Origin of the sequence: Janthinobacterium sp. SUN128 (assembly GCF_030587275.1) — a bacterium.
GTDB lineage: Bacteria > Pseudomonadota > Gammaproteobacteria > Burkholderiales > Burkholderiaceae_D > Janthinobacterium > Janthinobacterium lividum.
In genome coordinates this window covers 42,466-65,529 of the sequence record NZ_JAPWHY010000002.1, presented here as the reverse complement: position 1 = coordinate 65,529, position 23,064 = coordinate 42,466, and the positions used below count along the sequence as shown (strand labels likewise).

The following is a 23,064-nucleotide window of genomic DNA, read 5'->3' as shown; positions in this document are numbered from 1 at the left end:
GGGCGCCAGCAACATTTAAATCGTTGCAAGTAATTAAACTTATTTGTAGGAAATATATCATATTTTGCCTGTTGCTGCTGAGGCGATGTTCTGCAGAATTATTTTTGTTGCTTGGTCGCCACTTTAATGGGCGCCACCTTACTCCATTCGGCTTAATCAAATGTCATCAAGTCGTCATCCCGGGCCTTTAATATGCAAATAACAAGTCTGAAATACTTTTGTTAATTGTGGCGCGCCGGCCGATCATGCGGGACCGGCGTCCTTTATTTACCGACCGGGATCCTCATGCACACCTCGTTTTCCCCCTTGCGCACACCGTTGCGCCTGACCGTCATGGCCTCCCTGCTGGCCAGCCTGTCCGTGCCGGCCCTGGCTGCTTCCGATATCGTCATCAGCCAGGTGTATGGCGGGGGCGGCAATACGGGAGCGCTGTACCGCAACGATTTCATCGAACTGTTCAACCGCGGTGCCAGCCCCGTGAATGTGAGCAACTGGAGCGTGCAATACGCGTCCGCCGCCGGTTCCAGCTGGTCGGTGACGGCCTTGCCGGCTATCGAATTGCAACCTGGCCAGTATTTGCTGGTCCAGCAAGCCAAGGGCGCGGGCGGTACGCAGGACTTGCCTGCGCCGGATGCCACGGGCAGCCTGGCCATGTCCGGTACGGCGGGCAAGGTGTTGTTGAGCAATAGCAAGACGGCGCAAACGGGCACCAGCCCCACGGGCCCCGGCGTCATCGACCTGGTCGGTTTCGGCACGGCCAACGGGTTTGAGGGCGCCGTCGCGCCCGCGCCATCGAATACGCTGTCGATTGCGCGTGCGAATGGCGGCTGCGCCGACACGGACGATAACAGCGCCGACTTCGCCACCGGCAGCGTGACGCCGCGCAATACGGCTTCGCCATTGAATGCCTGCGGCGGCCCTGTCGTGCACCAGATCGTCACCAGCTGCCCCGCCAGCCTGGCCCTGGCCGTGGGCAATGGCGGCAGCGCCGTGCTGCGCGCATCCGACGTCGATGGCGTCGTGAACGCCGCCACCTTGAGCTCGCCGGCCGTGGCCGGCATCAGCCTGGCCAATTTCAGCGCGGCCGGCGTGGCGGGCGAGAGCGCCATGGTCAGCCTGCAGGTGGCCGCCGGCGTGCCGGTGGGCAATTATCCCGTCATCGTGAATTTCAGCAACGACCAGCAGCAAAGCGCCAGTTGCAAGATCGATGTCGCCGTACAAGGATTGGCTGCCGTCAGCCACACGATTCCACAGATCCAGGGATCGGGCGCCACCAGCCCCTACGCCAATTCCGTGCAGACGACGCAGGGCGTGGTCACCCTGAAAGTAGGCACCGGCTTCTTCATCCAGGACGCGGCCGGCGATGGCGACCCGTCGACCTCGGACGGCATCTTCGTGTACACGGGCGCGACGGCCACCACCGTGCAGCCGGGCGAGCTGGTGCGCGTGACGGGCACGGTGGTCGAATACACGCCGTCGGGCGCGAAAAATTCCTATACGGAATTCAAGGACGTGACGGCCATCCTCACGCAAAGCGCGGGCCACGCCATCGTGCCGACGAATGTGACCTTGCCGAACGAGAACCTGGCCGCCGTGGAAGGCATGCTGGTGCGCTTCACGCAGCCCTTGACCGTGTCGCAAAACGCCTACCTGGGCGCGCGCGGCGAACTGACTCTGTCGGCGGGACGGCGCGAAGTGCCGACCAACCGTTATCCGGCCGGCTCCGCCGAGGCGCAAGCCTTGATCGCCGCCAATGCGAACAACCTGATCGTGCTCGATGATGGTATTTTCATTGCGCCGCCAACGATACCGTACATCGGCCAGGATAACACCGTGCGCAGCGGCGACACGGTGGCCGACCTGACGGGCGTGGTGGACTTTGGCGCCATCGGCGGTGGCGGTGCCGCCTACAAACTGCAGCCGACGCAAACGCCGCAATTTTCGCGCGACAACCCGCGCACGGGCAGCCCGGAACTGCCATCAGGCAACGTCAAGGTGGCCAGCGCGAACGTGCTGAACTTCTTTACGACCTTTACCAATGGCAATAACGTGTTTGGCCAGACGGGGCAGGGCTGCACCGTGGGCTCGTCTACCACCAAGAGCAATTGCCGCGGCGCCGACAACCTGGCCGAATTCGTGCGCCAGCGCGACAAGATCGTCGCCGAACTGAAAGCCATCGATGCGGACGTGGTGGGCTTGATGGAAATCCAGAACAATGGCGAAACGGCCGTCAGTTACCTGGTCGAGCAGCTCAACGCTGCCATCGGCGGCGTCACGTATGCCGTGGTGCCGAAGCCGGCCGCCACGGGAACGGACGCCATCCGCGTGGCCATGATCTACAAGCCGGCCAAGCTGGGCCTGGTAGGCGGCGCCTTGTCGGATGCCAACGCCATCAACAACCGTCCGCCCATGGCACAAACCTTCCGCGCCGGCAATGGCGAGAAATTCTCGCTGGTCGTCAACCACCTGAAGTCGAAGGGCAGCTGTCCATCGAGCGGCCTGGACGCGGACCAGAACGATAGCCAGAGCTGCTGGAATGCCACCCGCGTGCAGCAAGCCCAGCGTCTGGTGGGCAGTTTCGTGCCGCAAGTGGCGGCCGCTGCCGGCGACGCGGACGTGCTGGTCATCGGCGACCTGAATTCGTATGGCGCGGAAGACCCGATCCAGGTCATCACGGGCGCTGGCTTCGTCAATGAACTCGAGCGTTTCGTGCGGCCGTCCGGCATGCCGTACTCGTATGTATTCGGCGGCCAGAGCGGCTACCTCGACCATGCGCTGGCCAGTGCGTCGCTGAGCCCGCAAGTGGCAGGCGTGGCCGAATGGCATGTGAATGCGGATGAGCCGGAAGTGATCGACTACAACATCGACTCGGCCAAGCCGCAAGACTTGTACAACGGCTTGCCTTACCGCGCCTCGGACCACGACCCGGTCGTCATCAGCCTGGACTTGCAGCCCGCCTACCGCGACATCACGGCCGGCGTGGCGCAAGCCAGCTCGGGCCTGGCCTTCAACCGCGCCACGCAGAAATACACGGGGACGTTCTCGTTCACCAACACGGGTAGCAGCGCCTTGAACGGCCCGTTCCAGGTGGCGTTCGGCGGCTTGCCGGCGGGCGTGACCCTGGCGAACGCCACGGGCAGCCATGCGGGTGCGGCTTTCGTCACCGTCAACGCGGCCAGCCTGGCGCCAGGCGCGACAGCCTCGTTCGCCGTCAGTTTCACCAATCCGTCGAAAGTGACGATCACCTACTCGGCCAGCATCTTCGCCGGCAACTTCTAAGGACATGACCATGTTTGCACCGACATTCAACCTCACCCTGCGCCGCACCGTCCTGGCCGCCGTGCTGGCCGCCAGCTCCAGCCTGGCGCTGGCGGATCCGCTCGGCTACCGCGTGGAAATCGACACGAGCCAGTTCTCGGGCGCCGGTTTCCTCGACTTCGCCTTTATCGCCGGCAACAGTCCCGCGCCGGGCGCCAGCGCTGTGCTCAGCAATTTTTCGGGAGCGTTCGGCGCGCTGGCATCGCAGGAAGGCAATGTCAGCGGCAGCTTGCCCGGTACCTTGACCTTCGGCAATAGCGGTGCCTACAACGACTGGTTTCACAACGTGACCCTGGGCGGCAAGTTCGGTTTCAATATCGTCTTCGGCGGCGACTTCCTGAACACGGCCGGCAACGCGGGCACGACGTTTGGCGTGGGCTTGCTCGACTACACCGGCATGGCTTATCTGGGCAATGCGAACGGCAACCTCGTGCAATTCGAACTGACCCCGCTCAACGGCGGCTTGCCCGCCAGCATTGCGGGCAGTAGCTACGCCAGCATCGCGACGATCTCGGCCGTGCCGGAAGCGTCGGAATGGATGATGCTGACGGGCGGCCTGGCGCTGATCGGCTTTGCCCTGCGCCGCCGCCAGCCTGGCACACGGGCCTAGTCTTTCCAGCCTGGACACAGCGCGCCTGCGGGCCGCTGTGTTTTTTTGTTTATTTATTTGAAATAGCTATAAATCAGGAAACTAAATTGTATTGGTCACCGTTTTACGCTTGATGCATAGTAAAAAACTTGTCGGGCAGTCTAAGTAACCCCCAATAAATTCTTGTGTTTTCTAGCTTCCATAAGTGGCGCGCTGCTGCGTTACCCATCGCTAGCAGTGCTCGCACTGCGTCGCGCCGGGCGCCTTGCATCACATCCACTTCTGTTTGCTATAAATTCACAATAATTTTCTGGCGATTACTTAGTTCTTCATAGATTGCCGCCAACTTTTTTCGGGAGATGCATCGATGCCTGGCCATATCCTGGTGCTGGACCCTGCGCCTGCCATGCAAGCGCTGCTGGCGCATAACTTCGCAGGCGCCGGCTACCGGGTCAGCTGCGCCCTGGATGCGCGCGGCGCGCTGGCGCTGCTGGCGGCCGACCCGCCCGATGTACTGCTGCTGGAATGGGAGCTGCCGGATGCGTCCGGTATCGCGCTGCTGCGCCAGGTGCGCCAGGATGGCGTGCTGTGCGACTTGCCCATCATCATGGTCAGCGCGCGCGACAGCGAACAGGACAAGGTGCTGGCGCTGGAAAGCGGCGCCGACGACTATCTGTGCAAGCCTTTCGGTCCCCGTGAAATGCTGGCCCGCGTGCACGCGCTGCTGCGCCGGCGCGCGCCATCGGCCTTGCGCGCAGGCACGGCAGCGCTGCGGCTCGACCCGCACACCCTGCGCGTGACGGCCGGTAACGTGCCCGTCAACCTGGGCCGCGTGGAATTCAAGCTGCTGCATTTCCTGATGAACCATCCGGGCAGGGTGCATAGCCGCGCGCAGTTGCTGGACCAGGTATGGGGCCATGCAGCGTATCTCGACGAGCGTACGGTCGACGCCCACGTGGGGCGTTTGCGGCAGGCGCTGCAGCCGGGCGGTTGCGGCCACCGCATCGAAACCGTGCGCGGCAGCGGCTACCGCTATCTGGCGTTTGACGCCGCCATGTGCGCATGATGCTGCTGACGGGGCGGGAGCAGGAATACCTGCTGCACGCCATCCTCGGCGCGCATGGCATCGCCGCGCCCGGCGATTTCTTTTTGTGGAGCCAGGGGCCGCTGCAAACGCTGTTGCCGCACGACATATTAATGTGCGCGCAACTGGATGCCGATGGTGCCGTGCTGCGCAGCGAAGCCTGGCACAGCGCCGCGCCCGATCACGCGCTGCTGCGCGAGCGCCAGGGCCAGTTGGCGCACCTTGCGCTGGCCTGGCGCGCGGGCGGCCAGGGGGCTGCCGTGATCGACGGCGTGCTGGTGCACGGCAGCGTGGGCGATGCCGGCGGCAGCTTTTTTGCCCTGTTCGCCGTGATACCGGCGGACGCTGCGCGCCAGGCGTATGTGCTGGAACTGCTGTTGCCCTACCTCCACGTGCACTGGCTGGCGCTGCCAGGCGGCCAGCGTGCGCGCATGACGGGCCCCGCTGCCACGCGCGCGGCCAGTGCGCGCGAACTGGAAGTGCTGCATTGGGTGCGCGAGGGGAAAAGCAATGACGAGGTGGGGGAAATTCTCGGTATCAGCGGCGCCACCGTGAAAAGCCATTTGCAGCGTATCTACAAATTATTGGGCGTGAGCAATCGCATGCAAGCCGTGTCGCGCGGCATCGCGCTGCGCTTGCTCAGCCATTAGCGCTGGTCCTGCGGCCTGGCCTGCGGCTTGCCACTGCCGCCGCCATCTTGCGTGTGTTCGATGCTGCCGGGTGATACCCGTGCCACGTCCGGGCTCGCTTGCAGGCGCGCCACTTCGGCGCGTGTCAGCATGGCGGCAAAGCCATTGAAGGCCACCGTGTAGCGGTATTGCACTGGGGCATCGGGCACCAGCGCCAGCACGGCGCGCTGCTGCGCTTCCAGCTGGGCCGTGTAGCGCCGCGCCGCGTCGCTGTCCGTATCGAGCCTATGCACGCCGTCCGCTTGCGAGGCCAGCGGCGGGGCGCGCAATTGCACCAGATAGGATAGTCGCGCCGCAGCGGCCTGCGCCGCGACAGGCAGTGCATGGAGGCTGGCCATGCCGGCCAGGATGGCAATGCTGAGGCGAAATGCGGACATGCAAACTCCTTTGCGCATGGCGGACGAGTTGCCCGTGCGCCGATTGTACGCGTGTTACGCATAAAAAACGCGCCCCGCAGGGCGCGTCGTGTTACCGCCTGGAGCGATACCGTTACAGCTTGGCGTCCGCCTTCACGTTGCGCTGGCTGGGGACGGCCAGCGGCAACGGGCTGTTGGTCTCCACCGACAGCACGGTGGTGGACGCTGCCGCGTTGTTGCCATCAAGGAAGACTACGCCGCCCAGGTAGCGCTTGCCCGTTTCCAGCCCCGACCAGCTGACGCCGGCCGTGGCGCTGCCGCCCACATACACCTTGGTAGGCAGGGTGGCTTTCAGGTTGCCGCCCTTGTCGGCTGTCGTGACGACGGCCGACGACAGGCCGAAGCCGGTCGACGCGCCATTCGCCAGCTCATAGCCGACCACGCACACCTTGTAGCTGCCTGCCGCCGGGGTGGTCACGGTGATCGCCTCGTTCGAGCCGGCCGTGGCCGAGGTGGCAACGGTCGCGCCCGCGCTGTTGAGCAGCAGCAGGTCGAGGTCATTGCCCGCGCCTTCGCTGGTGTCGCGGTCGAAGATTTCGAAGCGCGCCACGACGGTGCTGGCGGGAATGCTGACATTGACGACCCGCACGCCGCTGCCGCCCGCCTTGCACGCGTCGGCCATCTGCACCAGCGTTTCCACGCTGCCCGGCGCGGCCTGGCTGATGGTTTGCGCGCTGCGCGCCACTTCCTTCAGGCCGCCCGTCGCCGCGCCGACCTTGCCGGCAAAGCCGGTGGACAGGGTCAGCGAACGCAGGCCGCTGACCTTGTCGGCCTGCAGCAATGCCGGCGACTGCACCGCGCGGCCCGAGCGGGCCGTGACGGGGCTGCGTACCGTATGCACGCCGTCGCTCCACACGAGGGCGCCATACTGCCAGGCGTTGTCCGGCGCCGTGGTGCGCGTCAGGGTGACGGTGAAGGACTTGGTTTCGCCGGGCGCCAGCGCCAGGGTGGCAGGCGCCACCGCAACGCTGTAGCCGCTGAGCGAGGCGCTGGCCGTGTAGGTGGCGCTGCTGCTGCCCACGTTGGTGACGCGGCGCGTTACCGTTTGCGTGCCCAGCACGTTGCCGATGGTGATGGACGGCATGTTCAGGTTGTAGCCGGCCAGGGTGCCGCCCGCGCACTCGGCCGTCATGCCGACGCCGCACATGTATTTTTTGTAGTCGGCCAGGTTGGCGTCATACACGAGGCCGGGATCGGTCGCCTTGTTCGGCGTCACGTGGCCGGCGCCCTGGCCCCATGGCAGGATGCCGCGCGCGTCGCCTGCCTGGATGTCGGGCAAGGTGGTGCTGCCGGTCGTCATCAGGGCCGACTTGATGGCGGCCGGGCTCCAGTCCGGATGCTGCTGGCGCAGCAGGGCGGCCAGGCCGGCCACGTGCGGGCTGGCCATCGAGGTGCCTTGCAGGAAGATGTAGGCTTGCGCAGGTACCAGGCTGCCATCCTGCACGGCGTCGCGCTGGGCGCGCGACAGGGCAGGCGTGCCGCCGGCCAGGATGTCCACGCCAGGCGCGGTGACGTCCGGCTTGAGCAGGTTGGCGTCGTACAGGTTCGGGCCGCGCGACGAGAAGTCGGCCACCACGGGCGCGGCAGGGCCGTTGCCGTTGGTGACGAAGCGCGAGATGGCGGCCGTGGCCGTGCCCGTTTGCGCCTGTGCATTGATCAGCGCACCATCGGCGGCGCTCACGTGCACGGCCGGCAGTACGTGCGGGTCGGACACCAGGCCCACGCCCGTGTCGACCAGCACCATGCCGGCGCCGCCCGCTTCGAGCACGGCGACGCCCTTGTCGGTGCGCGCCGTGGTGCCGCGCAGGCAGCTGACGACCTTGCCGGCGACCTTGGCCGGATCCAGCAGGGCCACGCCGCCGTTGTCGCCGGCGCGGTAGCACAGGGCCAGTTTTTGCGCATCGGCGCCGGCCAGGCCCGCGTCTTGCGCGCGGATCAGGGTGGTGGCCGGCAGCGGATTGTAGTTGAGCGAGGCGCCCGTGTAGCTGGCGCCGTTGCTCAAGGTCACCTTGGCCTGGTTGGCGCGGTTGTGCGTCGAGGCGGCCACCGTGGTGATCCATGGGCTGACGTGGGCCACGGTATTGGCCGGTCCCGCATTGCCGGCCGAAGCGGCAACGAAGACGCCCGCATTCGAGGCGTGCAAAAAGGCTTGCTCGACGGGATCGTTGACGGTGCCGCCGCCGCTGATCGAGTAATTGATGACGTGTACGCCATCCTGCACGGCTTTTTCAATCGCCGCCACGCTGTCGCCGCCGTAGCAGCCGTTCTTCGCACCGGTCGGCTGGGTAGCCAGATTGTACGACCAGCACACCTTGTAGACGGACAGGCGGGCGCGCGGCGCCACGCCGGAAATGGCGCCCAGCGGCGTGCCGTTGGCCGTGACGGGCACGCCCGCATTGCCGCCCGCGGTGGACGAGGTGTGCGTGCCGTGGCCGCCTTCGCCATTCGGGTCGCCGATGGAATCGCGCGGCGAGGTGAATTCGCTCCAGTGCTGGATCTTGTCCGTCTCGGTCAGGCGCACGGCATTGAAGTATTGCGCACCGAGCAGCTTGTTGTTGCAGTGGTCTTGCGTAAAGCCTTCGCCCGTCTGGCAGCTGCCTTTCCAGGCGGCCGGCGCGGCGCCGTAGGCCAGGGTGGCGTTCGGGTCGAAGGTCGGGGCGCCGTTGGCGTCGACCTTGTCCGCATATGACAGGTTTTCCGGCCACACGCCGCCATCGACGATGCCGATGATGATGTCTTCGCCCGCATGCTGCTTGCCGCCCAGCTGGCTCCACAGGCCGCCCGGCTGGTCCAGGCCCAGGAAGGTGGGCGTGTAGTTTGTCTGCAGGGCGCGCGGTTCGTCGGGGGCGATGCTGGCCACTTCGCCGCTCGCCTGCAACTGGCGCACTTCGGCGTCGGTCAGCAGGGCGGAGAAGCCGTTGAGGACGATCTTGTACTGGTATTGCACGGGCGCGGCGGCGACGAGGGCTTGTACCCGGGCCTGTTTCTGTTCAAGGTAGTCGCCGTACAGCTGCACTTGTGTGCTGGCCAGGTCGAGGCGGCCGCCGGCGGCAGGCTGGGTGGCACCCAGGCCTTCCACCGAGCCGGTGTAGGAAGCGATCGGTTTGTCGTTCAGTTGCACGATGTAGGGGCGGCGCAGGTCGTCGGCGTGGGCCTGGAAGCTGAGGCTGGCAAACAGGCTCAGCACGGCGAGCGAAATGGGACGCAAGGCGGGACGGAATGTCATGTAGGGTTTCCTGGTGACGGTAGCGGGAATCGAAAGGGGAAAATCAGGCTTGCTGGCGGCGGCGCGCCGCGAAACCGATGCCTGCCAGGCCCAGCAGCATCATCGCGTAGGTCGATGGCTCCGGTACCGAGGCGACGATATTGTCGAGCGCAAACTGGCCCTTGTTGGTGCTGAAGGCGTTGCAATTGCCGGCCGTGTTGCAAGTGAAGCCGAAGAAGGCCAGCGAGGCGAATTGCTGGCTGCCGAAGCTGGCGCTGGTGTTGTAGTGTTGGAACTGGAAGTTGCCGCCGATGGGGCCGCCCAGCTGGTATGTTTCATACAGGGAAGAGCCGTCCGCGTAGAAACCTTGCACGCGCAGCAGGCCGGCTACCGCCGGATAGGTGACGCCCTGGGCGTAGCCGATGAAGCTGGCGTCGAAGCCCTGCAGGCTGACGCTGCCGCCCGGGTTCAGCGGGTCCAGGTAGATGATGCCGTCGTTGAGCGAGGCATAGTAATGGCTCGTATTGTTGGTCGGGCACGCCATGCCGCAGGCGGCCGGATCCGTGCCGTCGAACACGGCGCCGACCAGGTCGCCATAACTGGCGCCGGCGGTATTCGAAGCACCCGTCAGCAGGAATTTGCCGAATTCCAGGGAGTCGCCATGGCCGACGAACTGGCTATCCAGATTGTCAAAGTTGATCACGTCCGCGATGGCGGCGGGGGCCCAGGCGGCGGACAGGGCCAGGATGGCGGCGCCGGTCCACTGCTTGGCCGAGAAAGGACTTGCTGCGGAAGCTGCCTTCGAATGCACAATACGAGTCATGAATTTTCCCTTGGTGATTATGTAGGATGCAATATGTTTTGCGTCTGGGATGCTCTTTCCTGCGTGGACGGATAAGACCAATACGTAGAAAATTGATTTTTACTATAGCAAAAGAGGCAATTTCATTGTTTGATATTCTTGCAAATTTAATTTGAAAGTTACAAATAATGAATGAATAAAATTCATCACTTACTATGAATTGGTAACCAGTAGTAGATAGTTTCCGCATTGAAAATAGTTGAGTGATTGACCAGCCAGTCAAGCGCGCGCGTCGCCGTGGCGGTTTCGCGCACACTGGATGGTTTCCGCCGGAATTTGTTGTTCACAGTGCAAAGAAAAGATTGTATGAACCATAACCGGCATGGTAGGCTGATAAGCATCAGGCAAGCGCGTGTCGCCTGTGCGTGGCCATCCGCCGCGCGCAGCGACGCAATGTATTGAAGGTAGGCAATAAGGAGTTACCGGATGCATGCAGTACACAGGCAGAACCTTGCGGCAACGCGCCATGCGCGCGGCTTTACCTTGCTCGAATTGCTGGTCGTCATCGTGATCATCGGCTTGCTGGCGGCGTATGTCGGCCCCAAGTATTTCGCTCAGTTGGGCAAATCCGAAGTGACGGTGGCCAAGGCACAGATCGAGGCGTTTGAAAAATCGCTCGACACCTACCGCCTCGACGTGGGGCGCTATCCCACCACGGAAGAAGGCCTGGCCGCGCTGCTGGTCGCACCGCCCGCCGCCGGCACGCGCTGGAATGGCCCCTACCTGAAAAAGGCCGTGCCGCTCGACCCGTGGGGCCATGCCTATCAATACCGCGCGCCTGGCAGCAAGGGCGAGTACGACATCGTCTCGATGGGCAAGGATGGCCAGCCGGGCGGCAGCGGCGAGAACGCCGACATCAGCTCGCAATAACGCCAGCGCCATTCTTTTTCCTACGGACAAGCCATCATGCAGTTCGAAGTACGCGCGCTTTCCACGGACCAGGCCGTAGCAACCTTGCATACGTGCGTGATCGACGGCCGCGACGAAGCCGACGCACGCCGCCAGGCCGAAGCGCGCGGCCTGTTTGTCAGCGCCATCCGCCCCGTGCGTGCCACGCCGTTCAGCGCGGCCGGGCGCCAGCGGGCGCGGGCCTTGCCACTGCTGCTGTTCAGCCAGGAATTGCTGGCGCTGCTGCAAGCGGGCCTGGGCATCGTCGAAGCGCTGGAAGCCTTGCTGGAAAAGGAAGCGTCGCCGGCCACGCGCAGCGTGCTCACGCGCCTGCTGGAAGGCTTGCGCGAAGGCAAGCGCTTTTCCGCCGTGCTGGCAGAGCAGGCGGAACTGTTCCCCCCTTTGTATATCGGCATCGTCAAGGCGGCCGAGGGCACGAGCGACTTGCCGCGCGCGCTGTCGCGCTACATCGACTACCAGCAGCGCATCGATACGGTGCGTGGCAAGATCGTCAGCGCCGCCATCTATCCCACCATCTTGCTGGCCGTGGGCGGCGGCGTCAGCGCCTTCCTGATCAGCTATGTGGTGCCCCGTTTCGCCGAGGTCTACCAGGGCGCAGGGCGCAACCTGCCGTGGATGTCGCAAGTCATGCTCAGCTGGGGCCAGTTCGTCACGCAGCATGGCGTGCTGTTGCTGCTTGGGCTGGCGCTCGCCGGCAGCGCGGTGTTCATGGCCGTGCGGCGCGTGCTGCGCCATGGCGGCGTGGCGCGCCTGCTGGCGAAACTGCCTGGCATCGGCGAGCGCGTGCGCATCTATGAACTGTCGCGCCTGTACCTGACCCTGGGCATGCTGGCCGAAGGCGGCATCACCATCGTGCAGGCGATTTCCACCGTGCAAGCGATGGTCTCGCCGGGCATGCAGGCATCCTTGCAGGGCGCGCGCGGCGCCATCGAGGCGGGCCAGCCCCTGTCGTCCGCCTTCGAGCAGCATCAATTGACGACGCCGATTTCCCTGCGCATGCTGCGCGTGGGCGAGCGCACGGGCGACATGGGGCCCATGCTGACGCAGTCGGCCGCCTTCTACGACGGTGAAATCAGCCGCTGGATCGACCGCTTTACGCGTACTTTCGAACCCTTGCTGATGGCTGGCATCGGCCTGGTCGTGGGCGCCATCGTGATCCTGCTGTACATGCCCATCTTTGACCTTGCCGGCGATATTTCATGATGCAGACCGCTGCCGAATCCACCCTGGCCAGCGTCGCCATCGACGCGGACCTACTGCAGCGCGCCCGCGTCCTGAGCCGCCAATCGAAGCGCAGCCTGGTCGAGGAATTGCAGGAACTGAGCGGCATCGAGGCGCGCGCTGTGGTGCGCGAACTGGCGCGCCCGTTCGGCCTGGACGTGCTGGAAACGGCCGACATGCTGGCGTTTTCTCCCGCCTTCGATGTGCTGCCCCTGTCGCAGGCGCTGGCGCGCCACAGCGTGCTGCTGCGCGCCGCCGACGGCCAGCTGGTGGGCGTGATTGCCGACCCGTTCGATCTCGACCTGCAAACCTGGCTGAGTGCGCGCGCCGGGCAGGGCGCCTTGCACGTGCGTCTGGCGCTGCAGGCCGACATCGGCGCCTATCTGTCGAAGCAGGAAGAATCGGCGCGCGCCGTCGACAGCCTGCTGCCCGGCGCCGCCACGGATGCGCGGCGCGACGGCAAGACGGCGGCCGTGCTGTCGTTCGCCAGTGTGTCGGAAGCGGCCAGTCCCGCCGTCAAGCTGGTCAACTCGACCTTATATGACGCGCTGAAGGCGGGCGCTTCCGACATCCACCTGGAAAGCACGGCCGGCGGCCTGGCCGTCAAGTACCGCGTCGACGGCGTGCTCGATCACGCCACGTCCGTCAACGGCATCGAAGTGGCCGAGCACATCATCTCGCGCCTGAAAGTGCTGGCAGAACTCGATATCGCCGAGCGCCGCGTGCCGCAGGACGGCAGCTTCCGCGTCGAATCGGGCGGACGCGAAATCGATCTGCGCGTCTCCATCATGCCCAGCATCCATGGCGAGGATGCGGTCATCCGTATCCTCGACAAGCGCGCCATGATCGAGGCGTATGGCGCCCTGACCCTGGAAGCGCTGGGCTTTGACGCGCCATCGCTGGAAGCCTTGCGCGCGCTGGCGCAGGAAGCCTACGGCATGCTGCTCGTGACGGGACCGACCGGCTCCGGCAAGACGACGACCCTGTATGCGGCGCTGACGGAAATCCACAACGGGCGCGAAAAGATCATCACCATCGAAGACCCCGTCGAATACCAGCTGCCCGGCATTTTGCAGATACCCGTCAATGAAAAGAAGGGGCTGACGTTTGCCAAGGGCTTGCGTTCCATCCTGCGCCACGACCCCGACAAGATCATGGTGGGCGAGATCCGCGACCGCGAAACGGCGGAAATCGCCGTGCAGTCGGCCCTCACGGGCCACCTGGTGCTCACTACCGTGCATGCGAATAATGTCTTCGACGTGTTCGGCCGTTTTACCCACATGGGCATCGATCCGTATGCGTTCGTCTCGGCCCTGAACGGCATCTGGGCGCAACGGCTGATCCGCACCAACTGCCCCCATTGCGCCACCGACTACACGCCCGACGATGGTGAGCTGGCCAGCGTGGGCCTGGCGCGCGCCGACGTGGCGCAGTATCAATTCAAGCAGGGCAAGGGCTGCGGCGACTGCCGCGGCACGGGCTACAAGGGGCGCCGCTCGATTGCCGAAATCCTCGTGCTGACCGATGAAATCCGCGAACTGATCGTCGACAAGAAACCGATCCGGCAGATCAAGGCGGCCGCGTATGCGAACGGCACGCGCAGCCTGCGCCTGGCGGCGCTGGAACTGGTCAAGCGGGGCGCCACCACCATCACGGAAATCAAGAGGGTCACCCTGCATGCGTAGAGGTTTTGGACAAGGTTTGCGCCTGGGCGTGGCGGCGGGCAAGGTGAGCCTGTGGCGCAGCAGCCGCTGGCGCGCCCCTGCATGGATATTGCTGGGCGAAGCCGCATATGTGCCGGACGGCACGCTGCATGGCGACTTTGCCGCCCTGGGCCAGGCGTTGGAACAGATTCTGCCAGCCAGCCAATACGCCGGCTGGCCCCTGTCCGTGGTGCTTGACGATGGCTTGGCGCGCCTGTGGCAAGTGGACATGCCGCAAGGCGCCGCGCGCCTGGCCGATATCGAGGCTGCCGCCGCGCTGCGCTTCCAGTCGCTGTATGGCGATGCGCCCGGCCTGTGGCACAGCAGCAGCGCCTGGGATGTGCGCGCGCCGTTCTTTTGCGCCGTGCCCCGTGCGCTGCTGGCGCAGCTGACGCGCGTGGCCGACGCACGCAAGCTGGCCCTGATTTTTATCGCACCGCAATTCGCGCGCCACTGGAACCGCTGGCACGGCGCGTTGAAGCCAGGGGAGTGGTTCGGCCAGTTGCAGGAGAACGTCCTGACCCTGGGCGTGCGGCACGATGGCCGCCTGCGCGCCGTGCGCGCGCTGCCCGTGCCCGCAGACGCCGGCCATGCCTGGCTGGCGCAGACCTTGGCGCGCGAGGCGCTGCTGCAAGGCGTGCCCGCACCGGCGCTGCTGCAGCTGTGCGGCGCGCCGCCGCCCGCATGGCTGACACAGGCGAAAGCGTTCCACTGCCAGATTTTATCCACGCCGGATGGGGACGGCGCCTTGTCGCCGGCCGCCCGGCTGGCCTGCAGCGGGGGCGTGGCATGACGCGCCTCGATATCGATTTCGCGCCGCCCAGCTGGCGCCGCAGCCTGCACCGCGTGCCCGCGTGGGCATGGTGCATCGGCGCCGTTGGTGCGGCGCTGATCGCCACGGCGGCGTACTGCGGCAGCGCCGCGCTGCAGCGGCAGCAGGCAAGCGAGGCACATTGGCGGCTGGCGCAGCAGCGCGTCATGGCCGCCACGCAGGGACCGGTGGCTGCACCGCAAACACCCATCGCGCCGGCGCAGGCGGCGGCCGTGAATGCGGCCATCCTGCAACTGAATCTGCCGTGGCGCGACGTGCAGGATGCGCTGGCCAGCGCCACGCCACCCGCCATCGCGCTGCTGGCGCTGGAACCGGATGCGCGCAAGCGCGTGCTGAAGATCACTGCCGAGACGACCAGTAGCGACGCCATGGTCGCGTATGTGGCGCAACTGAAGCAGCAGGAGCTGTTCGGCACCCGCGTGCAGCTGCTGCGCCATGAAATCAACGCGCTCGATCCGAACAAACCCTTGCGCTTCCAGCTTGAAGCGCGCTGGGGCACGCCATGATGGCCATCGACATCAATAGCTTGCGCCTGCGCGCGCAACTGCTGCTGCGCCGCCTGGGCGCGCCTGCCTGCCTGGCCTTGGCCCTGCTCGCGCTGGGCATGGTAGCCTGGGCGTGGGCGTGGCAGCAGCGCGCCGTGGCGGCGCAGCTGGAAGCGCGGCCCTTGCCGCAGCCATCGCTGGCCGCAGTCATCGCGGCGCCGCCGGCGACATCCAACGAGAACCTGGCGCGCTTTTATGCCGCCCTGGGACAGCAGCGCCACGCGGAGCAGCAAGTCAAGCAGCTGTTCGACCTGGCCGCGAAAAACGGCTTGCTGCTGGCGCAGGGCGAATACAAGAGCGGCTACGACAAGGCCAGCAGGGTTGCCAGCTATCAGGTGACCTTGCCGCTGAAGGGCAGTTATGCGGCCGTGTGGCAGTTCGCGCTGCAAGCGCTGCGCGCCGTCCCCTTCGCCTCGCTCGACGAACTGAGTTTTCGCCGCGAGCAGATCGCCGATACGGAACTCGAAGCGCGCTTGCGCCTCACCTTTTATCTGACCGATACGCCTGGCGATGCGGGAGAGGCGCCATGACCCCGCGCCATTGGCTCATGCTGGCCGGCGTGCTGGGCGCGGGCGCCTTGCTGCTGTTCGGCGAGCGGCAGCCTGTGGCCGAGGTGGCCGAAGCGGTGGAGCGGGCCGTCGCGCCCGCGCGCCATGCGGCCGCCAAGCCGCCAGCCGCGCAGCCGGCCATCCTGGCCCTGCTGCCGCGCAGCGAAGTGGCGGGCGAGGATGGCGATACCTTTGCCGGCGCCGGCGCTGTCTTCCAGAGCCAGAACTGGAATCCGCCGCCGCCGAAAATGGTAGCCGTCGCGCCACCGCCGCCACCACCGCCGATGGCGCCGCCGCTGCCCTTCGTCTACCTGGGCAAGGCGGCCGCCGATGGCGCCTGGGAAGTGTTTTTGTCGCGCGCCGACAAGACCTATATCGTGCGCGCCAATACCGTCATCGATGGCGCCTACAAGGTCGTGACGATTGCGCCGCCCGTCATGACGCTCACTTATCTGCCGTTGAACCAGGTTCAGCAGCTCAACATTGGAGTTTCCGAGTGATGTCTCGTTCCTTTTCATCGGCGCTGCTGCTCTTGCTGCTGTCCGGCTGCGCAGGGCAGCAAGCCTACCGCGACGGGCGCGAGCTGATTGCGCAAGATCAAATCCCGGCCGGCCTGCAAAAACTGCAGGAGGCGCTGCAGCAGGACCCCGGCAATGCGCAATACCGCAGCGCCTATCTGCAGGCGCGCGAACGGGCGACTGGCAGCCGCTTGCAGCAGGCCGAGCGCCAGGCGCAGGCGGGGCAGGGCGACCTGGCGCGCGCCTCGTTTATGGGCGTGCTGGAAATCGATGCGCAGAACGAGCGTGCCAACAGCGGCTTGCGCGCGCTCGAACGCGAGCAGCGCCATGGCAAGCTGCTGGCCGAGGCGCAAAAGGATATCGACGCGAAGCGCTACGACCCGGCGCGCCAGCGCCTGAATGCCATCCTCACGGAGCAGCCGAATCACGCCGGCGCGCGCGCGCTGCTGCGCGAGGTCGATGACAAAACGGCGCCGCCCGTCGTCGAATCGGGCCTGGCCAAATCGTACAAGCAGCCGATCACGATCGAGTTTCGCGAAGCGCCATTAAAACAGGTGTTCGAGCTGATCGCGCGCCGTTCCGGCCTCAATTTCGTCTTCGACAAGGACGTCAAGGCGGATGCGAAAACCTCGATCTTCCTGAAAAACAGCACGGTGGAGTCGGCCGTCTACTTCCTGCTGGTGACGAACCAGCTGGAACAGCAGGTGATGGATGCAAACACGATCTTGATCTACCCGAACGTGGCGGCAAAATTGAAGGAGTACCAGGAAGTGCTGGTGAAAACCTTCTTCCTGGCGAATGCGGACGCCAAGCAGGTGGCCAACACCCTCAAGACCATCTTGAAGACGCGAGACGTGGTGGCCGATGAAAAACTCAACCTCGTCATCGTGCGCGACACGCCGGAGGCGATCCGCCTGGCCGAGCGCCTGATCGCGCTGCAGGACGTGCCGGAGGCCGAGGTCGTGCTGGAACTGGAAATCCTCGAAGTCAAGCGCAGCCGCCTGATGGAACTGGGCGTGGCCTGGCCCACCAGCCTGACCCTGACGCCGCTCTCCACCTCGGGCGGCGCGGGCCTGACCATCAGTGACTTGAATAACCTGAACCAGCGCACCATCGGCGTGAGCGACCTGTCCGTGACGGCGAACGCCAAGAAGACGGACGGCGACGCGAATATCCTGGCCAATCCGCGCATCCGCGTGCGCAACCGGGAAAAGGCGAAGTTCGTCATCGGCGACAGGGTGCCCGTGGTGACCACCACCATTTCGCCGGGCACGGGCGGCTTCGCTTCCGAGTCCATCAGTTACCTGGACGTGGGCTTGACGGTGAATGCCGAGCCGACCATTTATTTGAACAATGAAGTGGGCATCCGCATCTCGCTCGAAGTGAGCAACCTGGGCGCGGCCACCACCACCCGCAGCGGCTCGACCCTGTACCAGATCGGCACGCGCCAGGCGTCGACCATGCTGCAACTGAAGGATGGCGAAAACCAGGTGCTGGCGGGCCTGATCAACAATGAAGAGCGCAGTTCGGGCAACAAGGTGCCTGGCCTGGGCGACATACCCGTGCTGGGGCGCCTGTTCGGCAGCAGCAAGGACGACAGCCAGAAGACGGAAATCGTGCTGTCGATCACGCCGCACCTCGTGCGCACGGTGCAGCGTCCGGAAGCCAAGGAATCGGAATTCTCGGCCGGCACGGAAGGCAGCTTCCGCCGCCGGCCCGACATGGCGGCCAAGGCGCCCACGCAGATGCCGGGCACGGTGATCGTGCGTTCCGGCCCGTCGGCCGTCGGCATGCAGCCGGCGCCGGCGCAGCCGCTGATGGTGCCCGGCCAGGTGCCATCGGCCTTGCCGCAGAGCGTTCCGGCGCCGGAAGTGGCGCCGTCGCCCGAGCCGGCCGCCTCGCCCTTGCCGATATCGTCGGGCCAGCCCGTGCCGCTGCAGGCGGCGCCCTTGCCGCTGTCATCGAGCCAGCCGGTGCCGGTGGTGCCGCCGCCGCCCGTCAAATGAGACTGGCGCATGCGCAGGGTGGGCAGGGCGGCTTCACCCTGATCGAGCTGCTGGTGACCCTGGCCATCCTGGGCGTGCTGGCCACCCTGGTGATCCCCGTCACCCAGGTAACGGTGCAGCGGCGCCAGGAGCAGGAATTGCGGCGCGCGCTGCGCGAGATCCGCCAGGGGCTCGATGCCTATAAACGGGCCGGCGACGAGGGCCGTATCCTGCGCGCGCCAGACGCCAGTGGCTATCCGAAAAACCTGGAACTGCTGGTCGAGGGCGTGCCTGACCAGCGCAACCCGAAGCGCAGCAAGCTGTTTTTCCTGCGCCGCGTGCCGCGCGACCCGTTCAACGCGGACGCTGGCCTGAGCGATGCGCAAACGTGGGGCAAGCGCAGCTACGCCAGCGAAGCGGCCGAACCACGCGAGGGCGACGATGTCTACGATGTGTATTGTACGTCCGGCAAAACGGGCTTGAACAACGTGCCTTACCGTCTATGGTGAACCATGGCTGCTGAAAATATCCCACACCGCAGGCGCGGCTTTACCCTGATCGAGTTGCTGGTGGTGCTCGGCATCGTGGCGCTGCTGCTGACCTTGGCCGTGCCCCGCTACTTTCCCAGCCTGGACAAGGCGAAGGAAACCGTGTTGGCGGACAACTTGCGCAACCTGCGCACGACCATCGACCAGTTCCACGGCGATACGGGGCGCTATCCCGATACGCTGGAGCAGCTGGTGGAAAAGAAATATTTGCGGGCCATGCCCATCGATCCCATCACCGATAGCGACAGCAGCTGGCTCATCGTGCCGCCGCCCGACGACACGCCGGGCCAGGTGTATGACGTGAAAAGCGGCGCGCCCGGCAAGGACCGCAGCGGCACGCCGTTTGCCGACTGGTAGCGGCCATGCACCGTCCTGCGCGCCGCCAGCGTGGTTTTACCTACCTGGGCCTGATCATCCTGGTGGCTATCCTGGGCCTCGTGGGGGCGGCCGGACTGAAGATGGGTTCCTTGCTGCAGCGCCAGGCGACCGAGCAGGAGTTGCTCGACATCGGCGCGCAGTTTTCAGATGCCCTCTACAGCTATGCGGCCGCTACGCCGGCCGGCCAGCCGCAGCAGCCTCCGACCCTGGCGGCCTTGCTGCGCGACCCCCGCTTTCCGCAACTGCGCCGCCATTTGCGCAAGCTGTATGTGGACCCCATCACGGGACGCGCCGAGTGGGGCTTGCTGTACCAGCCCGGCAGCCAGGGCATCATCGGCGTGCACAGCCTGTCGCAGGCGGCGCCATTAAAGGTTGGCAATTTCGAGGCCCGGTTTGCGGGCTTCGAAGGCAGGGCGCATTTCTCGGAGTGGCACTTCATGGTCGATGCACGGCTGTCATCCGTGCCGCCTGCGGGACCGGCAACTGTTCCGGCGGGTGATGAGGCCGGCATCATGCCCGCTTTGCCGCCACCACCGTTGTTTTCCCGCCCTGTTACTCCATCGCAAGAACAGGCGCCACCAGAGCCAGTTGAGCCTCCTGAACCGCAAAGTCCCGTTGAAAACCCTGCCGAATAGGCGTTTTCACCGTTAAACATGGGAAAAATTAGATGTATGCCTCGGTAACTATTTTTCCATAGAAATTCATAGATAGTGGCAAATAGTTCATTTCGAAAATAGTTATCTTGGATGAAACTTCGATAAAATATTTATAAGTAATTTGATGTGATTATGCTACCATCCTGTCTAGTACTTCCGGTACTAAAACTATTGGTGGCCTGCGCATTGCAGCCATAAATTACTTTTTAAGGGATAAACTATGAAATTGAAATTTATCGCTGCAGGCATTCTGGCAGCAGCATCGTTCAGCGCATCGGCAGCAACGTACGACCTGGGCATCCTGGATCCAACCGGTTCCGATACCCTGTCGGCCATTACCACCAAGTTTGCCGCTAACTCGGCAGTTGACGACTTCTGGACCTTCAAGCTGGTCACCCCATCGTCGACGTCGTTTGGCGCACTGCAAACGTTCTCCGTGGTTGAAGGCGCGATCAAGGATTTCTCGGCCACTTTGCTGGGTTACGGCAACCTGACCAACACCAGCGCCGCTGGTATCCAGAGCCTGAGCTGGGATGGCCAGTTGGCCGCCGGTTCGTACACGGTGCATGTGACGGGCCTGACGGGTCTGAAAAATGCCGCTTACCTGGGTTCCGTGTCGGCCCTGCCAGTACCAGAGCCAGAAACCTATGGCATGCTGCTGGGCGGCCTGGCACTGGTTGGCGCCGTGGCCCGCCGCCGCGCCAAGAAAGCTGCCTAAGCTTTCGCTGCAATGAAAAAAAACCCGCTTCGGCGGGTTTTTTTTCGTCTTTCGTCAGTATGGCGAGACGCCGCAACAACGTCCTGCACAATCCGGACAAGCTGCGCAGGACCAGGCGCCAAGTCGAAGACAGTACGCTAGTACGGCGAGACGTCGGCAACAACGTCCTGCACAGCTTGTCACGCGTGGCGCTTGAAGTCGCGGAAGCGGAAGCCAACCAGGAACAAAGTGGCAAAGTACGCCACGCCGCACACGGCCACCACCAGGGCCAGCGCGCCGGCCCGCAGCAGCGGATGGGCTTGCATGGCGATCCAGTCGATGCGCATGGCGCCCACATATGCCACGCCGCCCATCACGATGAGTGCCGGCAGCAGGCGCAGGAAAAACTTGGCCCAGCCCGGCTTCGGCTGGTAGATGCCGCGCTTGCGCAAGCCCCAGTACAGGAAACTGGCGTTCAGGCAGGCGCCCAGGCCGATCGACAGGGCCAGGCCGGCCACGGCGATGTAGGGAACGAACAGCAGATTCATCAGTTGCGTGGCGATCAGCACGCCGATGGCGATTTTCACGGGCGTGCGGATGTCCTGGCGCGCATAGAAGGCGGGCGCCAGGGTTTTCACGAGGATGATGCCGATCAGGCCCAGGCTGTAGGCCACCAGTGGCTGCGTTGACATGGTCACGGATTCGGCCGTGAACTTGCCGTAGTGGAAGAGGGTGGCGATCAGCGGCGTGGCCAGGGTCGCCATGCCGACGGCGGCGGGCAGGGCCAGCAGGAAAGTCAGGCGCAAGCCCCAGTCCAGCAGGGCCGAGTATTCCGTCTTGTCGCCATCCACATTCGCCTTCGACAGGCTGGGTAGCAAGATGGTGCCCAGGGCCACGCCCAGCATGGCGGTGGGGAATTCCATCAGGCGGTCCGCATAGGATAGCCAGGAAATGCTGCCCTCGGCCAGGCGCGAGGCGATGCTCGTGTTGATCATCAGGCTGATCTGCGCTGCCGAGACGGCAAACACGGCCGGCCCCATCTTTTTCAGCACGCGGCGCACGCCGCCGTCGGACAGGCCGATGGCTGGGTTGATCGACAGGCGCGGCAGCATGCCGATCTTGATCAGCGCAGGGATCTGGATGGCCACCTGCAGCAGGCCGCCGGCGAACACGGCAATGGCCATGGCGTAGATCGGCTGCTCCAGATGGGGCGCGAGGAACAGCGAGGCGGCGATGAACGACAGATTCAGCAGCACCGGCGTGAACGCGGGAATCTTGAATTCGCGCCAGGTATTCAGAATGCCGCCGGCCAGGGCCACGAAGGACATGCAAGTAATATAAGGGAACATCAAGCGCGTCATCCACACGGCCGCGTCAAAAGCGCCAGGGTCCTTGGACAGGCCCGTGGCGATGGCGTAGACGAACCACGGCGCGCCGACGATGCCGATGGCGGACACCAGCAGGGTGGCCCAGACGAGGGTGGTGGCCACATGGTCGGCCAGTTGCTTGCTGGCTTCCTGGCCATGCTGGTTCTTGTATTCAGACAAGATCGGCACGAAGGCTTGCGAGAAGGCTCCCTCGGCAAACAGGCGGCGCAACAGGTTGGGGATGCGGAAGGCAACAATGAAGGCGTCCGTGTAGGCGCCGGCGCCAAAGGCGCGCGCGAACAGGCTTTCGCGCAATAATCCGGTTACACGGGACAGCATGGTCATGCTGGAAATGGCGGCGAGAGTTTTAAGCAAGTTCATGGGGCCAGATTATAGCCGGGCGCGGTACTGTCAAACGGTTAAAATATGGTAACAAGCGGGTAACAAGTGCCGCCGATTCGCCCTTGCCAGGCCCATTTTCAGGTGTTTTTACCGCGATACCCGGTTTTTTGATTTGCCCCCGCTTGAAAATATCGCTATAATCGAAGGCTGTACAGAATTCTGTTACGCAGACACTAATGTTTGACAGGCACTGGTTTGGCACACATGGTTCGGCAGACGCACAGAACGCACCGGTTGGCAAACACTAATGTTTGCAAACGCACTTTGACCCTGTTTTAGGAAATTCCATGGCAAATACCGCACAAGCGCGCAAACGCGCTCGTCAAGCAGTTAAGCAAAACGCACACAATTCGTCCCAACGTTCGACCTTGCGCACGGCTATCAAAGCTGCTCGCAAAGCGATCCAGGGCGGCGACAAGGCAGCTGCTGCTGCAATCTTCCAAGCATCCGTGTCGACCATCGACCGTATCGCTGACAAGAAGATCATCCACAAAAACAAGGCAGCTCGCCATAAGAGCCGTCTGGCAGCTGCTTTGAAAGCACTGTCCGCTTAATATTCGCCAGCAGGCAAGCCACCATGGTGGCCTTGCCT

The 23,064-nt window shown here is 64.5% G+C and carries 21 protein-coding genes; 17 read left to right on the top strand and 4 right to left on the bottom strand.

All coding sequences use genetic code 11. The features are described 5' to 3' along the window. The first annotated feature begins 285 nt into the window (after positions 1-285). From O3297_RS20275 to O3297_RS20260, 4 genes are all read left to right on the top strand, one after another. On the top strand, positions 286-3,279 hold the full coding sequence (locus O3297_RS20275) for an ExeM/NucH family extracellular endonuclease (protein ID WP_305049802.1): 2,994 nt from the start codon (positions 286-288) through the stop codon (positions 3,277-3,279). Between the two features lie 10 nt (positions 3,280-3,289). After that, on the top strand, positions 3,290-3,928 hold the full coding sequence (locus O3297_RS20270) for an NF038129 family PEP-CTERM protein (RefSeq protein WP_305049800.1): 639 nt from the start codon (positions 3,290-3,292) through the stop codon (positions 3,926-3,928). Between the two features lie 346 nt (positions 3,929-4,274). Further along, positions 4,275-4,973 (top strand): winged helix-turn-helix domain-containing protein, encoded by a 699-nt coding sequence (locus O3297_RS20265; protein WP_305049799.1) that lies wholly within the window; start codon positions 4,275-4,277, stop codon positions 4,971-4,973. Next, complete coding sequence (locus O3297_RS20260) at positions 4,970-5,641, top strand: LuxR C-terminal-related transcriptional regulator (protein WP_305049797.1); 672 nt, start codon at positions 4,970-4,972, stop codon at positions 5,639-5,641. Before O3297_RS20265 ends, O3297_RS20260 begins: the two co-directional genes overlap by 4 nt. On the opposite strand, the gene O3297_RS20255 is transcribed toward O3297_RS20260, so the two are convergent. The 3 genes from O3297_RS20255 to O3297_RS20245 all read right to left on the bottom strand — a co-directional run bounded on the left by O3297_RS20255 (position 5,638) and on the right by O3297_RS20245 (position 10,124). Beyond that, on the bottom strand, positions 5,638-6,057 hold the full coding sequence (locus O3297_RS20255; protein WP_034782162.1) for a protease inhibitor I9 family protein: 420 nt from the start codon (positions 6,055-6,057) through the stop codon (positions 5,638-5,640). The two genes, O3297_RS20260 and O3297_RS20255, sit on opposite strands and share 4 nt — an antisense overlap. A gap of 112 nt (positions 6,058-6,169) precedes the next feature. Then, positions 6,170-9,322, bottom strand: coding sequence for a S8 family peptidase (locus O3297_RS20250; protein ID WP_151093286.1), 3,153 nt, complete (start codon positions 9,320-9,322; stop codon positions 6,170-6,172). A 43-nt stretch (positions 9,323-9,365) separates the two neighbouring features. Continuing rightward, positions 9,366-10,124, bottom strand: a complete 759-nt coding sequence (locus tag O3297_RS20245; RefSeq protein WP_305049794.1) for an NF038120 family PEP-CTERM protein — start codon at positions 10,122-10,124, stop codon at positions 9,366-9,368. Between the two features lie 465 nt (positions 10,125-10,589). On the opposite strand from O3297_RS20245, the gene gspG reads away from it, so the two are divergent. The 12 genes from gspG (at position 10,590) to O3297_RS20185 (ending at position 20,724) form a co-directional block, all read left to right on the top strand. Then, positions 10,590-11,033, top strand: coding sequence for a type II secretion system major pseudopilin GspG (gene gspG / locus O3297_RS20240; protein ID WP_099395142.1), 444 nt, complete (start codon positions 10,590-10,592; stop codon positions 11,031-11,033). A gap of 36 nt (positions 11,034-11,069) precedes the next feature. After that, positions 11,070-12,275 (top strand): type II secretion system F family protein, encoded by a 1,206-nt coding sequence (locus O3297_RS20235; protein ID WP_305049792.1) that lies wholly within the window; start codon positions 11,070-11,072, stop codon positions 12,273-12,275. Further along, a complete protein-coding gene (locus O3297_RS20230; RefSeq protein ID WP_305049791.1) occupies positions 12,272-13,978 on the top strand; it encodes a GspE/PulE family protein in 1,707 nt (568 codons plus the stop codon). Before O3297_RS20235 ends, O3297_RS20230 begins: the two co-directional genes overlap by 4 nt. Next, a complete protein-coding gene (locus O3297_RS20225) occupies positions 13,971-14,789 on the top strand; it encodes a hypothetical protein (protein ID WP_305049789.1) in 819 nt (272 codons plus the stop codon). The genes O3297_RS20230 and O3297_RS20225 overlap by 8 nt, the downstream gene beginning before the upstream one ends. Beyond that, complete coding sequence (locus O3297_RS20220) at positions 14,786-15,334, top strand: hypothetical protein (RefSeq protein ID WP_092611234.1); 549 nt, start codon at positions 14,786-14,788, stop codon at positions 15,332-15,334. Before O3297_RS20225 ends, O3297_RS20220 begins: the two co-directional genes overlap by 4 nt. Further along, the gene (locus tag O3297_RS20215) at positions 15,331-15,903 is read left to right on the top strand and encodes a hypothetical protein (protein WP_305049787.1); all 573 of its coding nucleotides are present in this window, start codon (positions 15,331-15,333) and stop codon (positions 15,901-15,903) included. Before O3297_RS20220 ends, O3297_RS20215 begins: the two co-directional genes overlap by 4 nt. Beyond that, positions 15,900-16,421 (top strand): hypothetical protein, encoded by a 522-nt coding sequence (locus O3297_RS20210; RefSeq protein WP_070253562.1) that lies wholly within the window; start codon positions 15,900-15,902, stop codon positions 16,419-16,421. Before O3297_RS20215 ends, O3297_RS20210 begins: the two co-directional genes overlap by 4 nt. Beyond that, positions 16,421-18,445 (top strand): secretin N-terminal domain-containing protein, encoded by a 2,025-nt coding sequence (locus tag O3297_RS20205; protein ID WP_176376755.1) that lies wholly within the window; start codon positions 16,421-16,423, stop codon positions 18,443-18,445. Before O3297_RS20210 ends, O3297_RS20205 begins: the two co-directional genes overlap by 1 nt. Beyond that, on the top strand, positions 18,442-18,933 hold the full coding sequence (locus O3297_RS20200; protein WP_305049784.1) for a type II secretion system protein: 492 nt from the start codon (positions 18,442-18,444) through the stop codon (positions 18,931-18,933). The genes O3297_RS20205 and O3297_RS20200 overlap by 4 nt, the downstream gene beginning before the upstream one ends. A 3-nt stretch (positions 18,934-18,936) precedes the next feature. Then, positions 18,937-19,329, top strand: coding sequence for a type II secretion system protein (locus tag O3297_RS20195; RefSeq protein ID WP_305049782.1), 393 nt, complete (start codon positions 18,937-18,939; stop codon positions 19,327-19,329). Between the two features lie 5 nt (positions 19,330-19,334). Continuing rightward, the gene (locus O3297_RS20190; RefSeq protein ID WP_176374937.1) at positions 19,335-19,985 is read left to right on the top strand and encodes a type II secretion system protein; all 651 of its coding nucleotides are present in this window, start codon (positions 19,335-19,337) and stop codon (positions 19,983-19,985) included. Between the two features lie 241 nt (positions 19,986-20,226). Further along, positions 20,227-20,724, top strand: a complete 498-nt coding sequence (locus O3297_RS20185) for an FxDxF family PEP-CTERM protein (RefSeq protein WP_052140113.1) — start codon at positions 20,227-20,229, stop codon at positions 20,722-20,724. 179 nt (positions 20,725-20,903) lie between these two features. Here O3297_RS20185 and murJ read toward each other — a convergent pair whose 3' ends face one another. Then, positions 20,904-22,451 carry a murein biosynthesis integral membrane protein MurJ gene (gene murJ, locus O3297_RS20180; protein WP_034782184.1) on the bottom strand — a complete coding sequence of 516 codons (1,548 nt, stop codon included), beginning with the start codon at positions 22,449-22,451 and terminating at the stop codon, positions 20,904-20,906. 308 nt (positions 22,452-22,759) lie between these two features. Between murJ and rpsT the strand changes: the two genes are divergently transcribed. Next, positions 22,760-23,026: a 30S ribosomal protein S20 gene (gene rpsT / locus O3297_RS20175; protein ID WP_010395935.1), complete on the top strand. Its 267-nt coding sequence runs from the start codon at positions 22,760-22,762 to the stop codon at positions 23,024-23,026. Positions 23,027-23,064 lie beyond the last annotated feature (38 nt).

Coding starts and splice junctions, on each gene's coding strand:
- O3297_RS20275 (WP_305049802.1), top strand. CDS start 286: ATGCACACCTCGTTTTCCCCCTTGCGCACACCGTTGCGCCTGACCGTC.
- O3297_RS20230 (WP_305049791.1), top strand. CDS start 12,272: ATGATGCAGACCGCTGCCGAATCCACCCTGGCCAGCGTCGCCATCGAC.
- O3297_RS20205 (WP_176376755.1), top strand. CDS start 16,421: ATGTCTCGTTCCTTTTCATCGGCGCTGCTGCTCTTGCTGCTGTCCGGC.
- O3297_RS20270 (WP_305049800.1), top strand. CDS start 3,290: ATGTTTGCACCGACATTCAACCTCACCCTGCGCCGCACCGTCCTGGCC.
- O3297_RS20260 (WP_305049797.1), top strand. CDS start 4,970: ATGATGCTGCTGACGGGGCGGGAGCAGGAATACCTGCTGCACGCCATC.
- O3297_RS20245 (WP_305049794.1), bottom strand. CDS start 10,124: ATGACTCGTATTGTGCATTCGAAGGCAGCTTCCGCAGCAAGTCCTTTC.
- O3297_RS20250 (WP_151093286.1), bottom strand. CDS start 9,322: ATGACATTCCGTCCCGCCTTGCGTCCCATTTCGCTCGCCGTGCTGAGC.
- gspG (WP_099395142.1), top strand. CDS start 10,590: ATGCATGCAGTACACAGGCAGAACCTTGCGGCAACGCGCCATGCGCGC.
- O3297_RS20220 (WP_092611234.1), top strand. CDS start 14,786: ATGACGCGCCTCGATATCGATTTCGCGCCGCCCAGCTGGCGCCGCAGC.
- O3297_RS20215 (WP_305049787.1), top strand. CDS start 15,331: ATGATGGCCATCGACATCAATAGCTTGCGCCTGCGCGCGCAACTGCTG.
- O3297_RS20200 (WP_305049784.1), top strand. CDS start 18,442: ATGAGACTGGCGCATGCGCAGGGTGGGCAGGGCGGCTTCACCCTGATC.
- O3297_RS20265 (WP_305049799.1), top strand. CDS start 4,275: ATGCCTGGCCATATCCTGGTGCTGGACCCTGCGCCTGCCATGCAAGCG.
- O3297_RS20195 (WP_305049782.1), top strand. CDS start 18,937: ATGGCTGCTGAAAATATCCCACACCGCAGGCGCGGCTTTACCCTGATC.
- O3297_RS20225 (WP_305049789.1), top strand. CDS start 13,971: ATGCGTAGAGGTTTTGGACAAGGTTTGCGCCTGGGCGTGGCGGCGGGC.
- O3297_RS20255 (WP_034782162.1), bottom strand. CDS start 6,057: ATGTCCGCATTTCGCCTCAGCATTGCCATCCTGGCCGGCATGGCCAGC.
- murJ (WP_034782184.1), bottom strand. CDS start 22,451: ATGAACTTGCTTAAAACTCTCGCCGCCATTTCCAGCATGACCATGCTG.
- O3297_RS20190 (WP_176374937.1), top strand. CDS start 19,335: ATGCACCGTCCTGCGCGCCGCCAGCGTGGTTTTACCTACCTGGGCCTG.
- O3297_RS20235 (WP_305049792.1), top strand. CDS start 11,070: ATGCAGTTCGAAGTACGCGCGCTTTCCACGGACCAGGCCGTAGCAACC.
- rpsT (WP_010395935.1), top strand. CDS start 22,760: ATGGCAAATACCGCACAAGCGCGCAAACGCGCTCGTCAAGCAGTTAAG.
- O3297_RS20185 (WP_052140113.1), top strand. CDS start 20,227: ATGAAATTGAAATTTATCGCTGCAGGCATTCTGGCAGCAGCATCGTTC.
- O3297_RS20210 (WP_070253562.1), top strand. CDS start 15,900: ATGACCCCGCGCCATTGGCTCATGCTGGCCGGCGTGCTGGGCGCGGGC.